Origin of the sequence: Candidatus Competibacter phosphatis (genome assembly GCF_012939995.1) — a bacterium.
Taxonomy (GTDB): Bacteria; Pseudomonadota; Gammaproteobacteria; order Competibacterales; family Competibacteraceae; genus Competibacter; species Competibacter phosphatis.
Genome location: NZ_SPMZ01000087.1, coordinates 1 through 4,864 on the forward strand (window position 1 = coordinate 1; position 4,864 = coordinate 4,864).

The 4,864-nt window shown below is 63.0% G+C and carries 6 protein-coding genes and 1 pseudogene; 3 read left to right on the top strand and 4 right to left on the bottom strand.

Features of this window, described 5'->3' with window-relative positions:
* Nucleotides 1-373 (bottom strand): annotated as a pseudogene (locus tag E4P82_RS20360) (hypothetical protein); the annotation flags it as partial.
* Nucleotides 374-523: 150 nt separating this feature from the next.
* Complete coding sequence (locus tag E4P82_RS20365) at nt 524-769, bottom strand: hypothetical protein (RefSeq protein WP_169250594.1); 246 nt, start codon at nt 767-769, stop codon at nt 524-526.
* Between the two features lie 570 nt (nt 770-1,339).
* On the opposite strand from E4P82_RS20365, the gene E4P82_RS20370 reads away from it, so the two are divergent.
* From E4P82_RS20370 to traI, 3 genes are read left to right on the top strand one after another with little or no spacing between them, the layout of a single operon-like run.
* Entirely contained in the window at nt 1,340-1,741 is a 402-nt protein-coding gene (locus E4P82_RS20370; protein ID WP_169250595.1) for a hypothetical protein, read from the top strand.
* Entirely contained in the window at nt 1,738-1,932 is a 195-nt protein-coding gene (locus E4P82_RS23350) for an Rmf/CrpP family protein (RefSeq protein ID WP_312915916.1), read from the top strand. Before E4P82_RS20370 ends, E4P82_RS23350 begins: the two co-directional genes overlap by 4 nt.
* Nucleotides 1,883-3,664: a TraI/MobA(P) family conjugative relaxase gene (gene traI, locus E4P82_RS20375; protein WP_169250596.1), complete on the top strand. Its 1,782-nt coding sequence runs from the start codon at nt 1,883-1,885 to the stop codon at nt 3,662-3,664. The genes E4P82_RS23350 and traI overlap by 50 nt, the downstream gene beginning before the upstream one ends.
* A 152-nt stretch (nt 3,665-3,816) precedes the next feature.
* Here the strand turns inward: traI and E4P82_RS20380 are convergent, their stop codons facing one another.
* Together E4P82_RS20380 and E4P82_RS22595 are read right to left on the bottom strand one after the other, a co-directional pair.
* The gene (locus E4P82_RS20380) at nt 3,817-4,545 is read right to left on the bottom strand and encodes a LysR substrate-binding domain-containing protein (RefSeq protein ID WP_246327763.1); all 729 of its coding nucleotides are present in this window, start codon (nt 4,543-4,545) and stop codon (nt 3,817-3,819) included.
* The gene (locus E4P82_RS22595; RefSeq protein WP_246327764.1) at nt 4,499-4,708 is read right to left on the bottom strand and encodes a LysR family transcriptional regulator; all 210 of its coding nucleotides are present in this window, start codon (nt 4,706-4,708) and stop codon (nt 4,499-4,501) included. Before E4P82_RS22595 ends, E4P82_RS20380 begins: the two co-directional genes overlap by 47 nt.
* Nucleotides 4,709-4,864: the final 156 nt, after the last annotated feature.

A 4,864-nucleotide genomic window follows, 5' to 3' on the forward strand; every position in this document is an offset into this window, starting at 1 on the left:
GTTCCGAGGGCGTCTCCGCCCAGGCGGTGTCCAGCCGGACAATCGCATCGGGCGATCCCCCGCGCGGTGGTGCGTTCGGCACGGGTGACGGTTCGCCCACGGGCGGTCGATCCGCTGGCGGGACCCTCCGTGGCGAGACCCTCCGGTTGGGGTCGACCGGACCGAGATAGCGGCGCAGGGTATCGGGGCGGATATCGATGCCCCACTGGCTCAAGACCTCGGCCAAGGCCGCGAATGAGTAGTGGCGATCCACCAACGCCTCGATCAGCGGCTCGCGTAACTGTTCGATCAGATCCCGCTGGGTACGTGGTCGCGCCGTCGGCGGAACCGCCGGCAAGGCGGCCAGTTCGCGCGAAAGGGCGGCGACGTCCACGGAGCGGACCGGGGAGGCGGAGGGTTTCCGGTGCTCGATATTATGTTTCTTCATGTAAATGAATATTGGATTGCACGGAACCCCCCTCTCAACCGTGGCGTGAGGGTTGGAGGAATCGCGCGACCGCCAGGCCCACCATGAGGTCGAACGTCATCCGTCGGAAGCGATCCGTCGCGCTGACCGATCGATGGGACCAAGATAATGACGTAGGGTCGTGGGGTGGATGTCGAGACCCCGCTGACCCAAGATCTCGGCCAAGGCCGCGAACGAGTAGTGACGATCCACCAGCGCCGCGACCAGCGGCCCGCGTAACTGCTCGATCAGATCTCGCTTGCTGTTCTTGCGTGGCGTCAACCGGGCGGGCGGCAAGGTGGCGAGTTCATGCGCGAGGGCCACCAGGTCCAAGGCACGGGATTTTGGCTTTCTTTTTGAGGGTCGCTCGCTCATTGAATCCACTCCGTGTGAAGCGCGAAAATATTTATATAATAGTCTATAACAAATAATATGTTTTACAAGCGATCGGAAGGTTCGCATGAAGAGCGTCCGGTTTGGAGATGGACTGCCCGCTGAACGGTCAGCGGATTCCGGGCGGACTCCCAATGGATTCCAGGCAGGATTCCGGGCGGACTCCCAACGGACTCCCAACGGATTCCCAACGGACTCCCAACGGATTCCCAACGGATTCCCAGCGGATTCCCAGCGGATTCCGGGTGGATTCCAGGTGGATTCCCAACGGATTCCGGGCGGATTCCGGGCGGATTCCGGGCGGATTCCAAGGCTGGCCCACACGCGGCGGAGGGTCATTGAGGGTGGTCCAAAAATGATTACAGGATGGGAGTTGTGTCCACAACTCGCAAACGGCCACTCGGCGCTGCGCTTCTCGCGGACCGATACCGGCGGGGTATCGCGTGGGGGGCGGTAAGGTGACGGACCGCCCATCCCGTTCTTGGCGGTGGAGACGATCGAATGACAAAGAAGGTTTCGAAGGACGGTGAAAAGCGCCCTGCCCCATTGGAAGGCGGTACGCGACAGCGGGAAGTCCGGCAAGGGCGGGTCAGCCGCTTGGATGCCGTACTGAGAGTGCGCTTGCGCCGCGAGGAGAAGGCCGCCTTTTGGGAGATGGCGAACCGAGCACGGATGACGGCCAGCGCCTTGGCGCGGCGGCGTTTGTTGGGTCTCAAAGTGCTGTTTGAACCCCATCGGGCGGCAGTGGAACACCTGCGCCAAGCGTGTGTGCGGGCGGAAGCCTTGGCGGAGCAAAGCGCGGGCGTTCACAACGCGGACATCGCCGCGATCCTGGCGGCGCAACGGGCGGCAATCGACTGTTTGGGCGCCACTTTGCAAGGCGATGAACAGGAGGGCGTATGACTGATCCAACGCATGCTGCCTACGTGAAGGGGAGGTTGGCCGCGCAAAACGGAGGGAGCGAAGCAGATTGTCCGTATCCTGACTACCGCCAGAAAAGTGGAAAGCTCACGTGGTCTCGGGCCTATAGGAACGCATGGACGAATGGATATCGAGACGAGATTCAGCGGAGTACACGCCGCCGTGATCGGTAAAAAGATTCGCAATCCAGCCAAGGGGGCGGCGTTGCGGGTACGTGTTCAGCGGCTGGCTGATTACATCGATCAACCCGAAAATGCCCCACCGAACGCCCGTGGGATGGCTCACGCGACCAAGGCGGCGCGGGTGGCGGGGCTGGCCGATTACGCCCAACGCCCGACCGGCGGCGATTCACGGGAGAAGTGCATCCACGGCGGCGCGCACGGTTTTCAGGCCACCACCCGCGCCGGTCAAAAAGCGGAGATGCTGGCGTTGGCCGAGGTATCGGCCCACAGCAAGGACCCGATCAATCATTACGTGCTGAGCTGGCCACGAGGCGAGCAGCCGACCCCGGCCCAGATCGAGGAAGCGGTCGATGTGTTCCTGGACACGATGGGACTAGTCGGCCATCAAACGCTCTACGGGTTGCATGCCGATACCGACAACGTGCATCTGCACTTGATGGTGAACCGAGTGCATCCCCTCACCCGCAAGGTGATTGAAATCAACAAAGGCTTCGACCTGGAGGCGCTGCATCGCGCGGTGGCCCGCATTGAGCATGTCCAGGGCTGGCGACGCGAGACGCGCGGACGGTATCGGGTGCAAGCGGACGGCACCGTGCAACGTGTGAACCGGAGCACACCGGCTGGACCCGAGGAGCCGGTTCCGACCCACGGTCAAAGCCACCGGGGAAATCGCCATGCCAGCGGTGCACAATCGGCCACCCGGATGGCCGCCGAAACCGGCGCGCCCGTGATTCGGGCGGCGCGAAGTTGGCGCGAACTGCACGAACGTTTGGCCGCATTGGGACTGCGCTACCAACGCAAGGGCAGCGGGGCCGTGTTATGGGTCGGCGACACGGCGGTGAAAGCCTCGCGGGCCGGTCGGGATTGCAGCCTGTTGGCCGTCGAGCGGCGGCTGGGCGTGTACCAACCCGCACCCGAGGGATTGCGTGTCGCGGCGCGACCCCTCGAACCCGGCGGGCCGGAACTCCCTCGCTGGGCGGACTATCAGGCGGCCCGCGCGGCTCACCAGCATGATCAGCGGGCGGCGGCACAGACGCGGCGCGCGACCCAGGCCGCCGAACGCGAGGCCCTCCGAGCAGCGCACCGAAGCCAACGAGATGCCCTGTGGCGGTCGGTTCCTCCGGGCGGTTGGCGCGGACGCGGGGCCGAACTGAATCGGCAACGCAGCCTGCTGGCCGCCCGGCAAGCCGCCGAGCGGGTGGCGCTTCTGGAACGCCAGCGGCGGGCGCGAATGCACGCTCAAGCGCACTGGGGCCACTTCCCCACTGATGAGGACTGGCTGGCGGCGCAAACCCCTGGCCCGGTCCGCCGCCGGGCGAGGCTGATCGCCCTACTCCTTGAGGAGGAAGAGACCCTTGTCCTCCAAGCCCGCGACATCCGTGGTTTCGTCGCCATCGTCTACGGCCGACGGGTGGATTATCGCCGGGCGGACGCGCCCGCCGGTCCGGCCGGCTTCGTGGATCGGGGCCGGGAGATCATTGTCCAGGCCGAACACGACGAAACCGCCGTGCGGGCGGCGCTGCAACTGGCCGCCCATAAATGGGGACGTTTTCAGGTCGAGGGGGATGCCGCCTATCAAGCGCTGTGCGTGCGGCTAGCGGCGGAGTGCGGCTTGCCGCTCGGTAATCCTGAGTTGCAGGCGGCGATGAGGCAGGCGCGGGCAACCCGAATGAGTGGGTCCCTCCCATTGATGACCCGCATCGGCGGCTATCCGGCGCCTTGAGTAACCAGCCGGGTTGCGTCTGTAGAGGTGATGTCAATCTGGGAGAGGAATGTCGGTCTCTTGGATCGCGTCGCGCGGCCAGCAGACCGCCGCAACGCGAAATATCGTTGGTTGATGGGTGCTGTTCACGGCTCGGGATGTCCGTCAACGATTCACCGTTCAAGCACTTCCGCAACCTTGGCGGTCATGGCCAGGACGCAGGGATGGGTGAGGTGGCGTTGGACAGACAGCGCGAAGTAATCCAAGCGAATGTCATCGGCCAGTCCCAGCAACTGGAGTTCGCCCAGTTGTAAGTACTCATCGAGCAAGACGCTGGGCACGGGAAACGCCCCGATTTGTGCTTGGCCGAAGGCCGCCATGAGCGCGGTGTCATCGAATTCGCCAGCGACGTTGACCTGTAACCGGTATTTTCTAAACCACTCACCGACTTTCTGCCGGATGGCGGAATCCTGACCGGGTAACAGGAGCGGCAAGTGTTTTAAACAATCGGGAAACACCGAGGTGGTCCGTTGGGCTAGCGTGCGATCCGCGAGCCAAGCCACACCGGACTCGCCCAGCCGATGGCTGTAGGCGCGCACATCCAAGTTCGTGGGAACCGGCGCGTCGGAGATCACCAGATCCAGCCGATGAATCGCCAGATCGGCCAGCAACCGATCCAACCGCCATTCGTGGCAAATGATCCGTACGCCCTGGGGCAGGCTGATCGCCGGCCGCAGCAAGCGATAAGCGAGCGATTTGGGTACGACGTCAGATACACCGACTCGAAATTCCGTGGGTTGCCCTTCTGGATGATGCCGCAACACCCGCTCCAACTCGGCGCTCAGGGCGAAGATGTCATCCGCGTAGCGCAACGCCATCTGACCGGCTTCGGTCAGTTCCAACAGACGACCATGGCGCCGAAAAAAGCGCTACACCCAGGTCGTCCTCCAACAATTTGATTTGTCCGCTCAGCGTTTGTGGCGAGATCGGGATTTCATGGCTGGCTCGGATCACGCCACCGTGCTTCGCCACCTGCCAAAAGTAATAGAGGTGCTTGAGGTTCATGAGGGCTTACTGTACGAGATTCTCGTATTAATTATACATTTAATACGAATTTACAGAATCAAGAAGTTCGCTTAGGGTGTGGTGCCAATGGCGTGTGCGCCGATGAACAAGGCGAGGAGAAACCCGTGCATATTCAGGTGAAAGTGATTCGTCTAC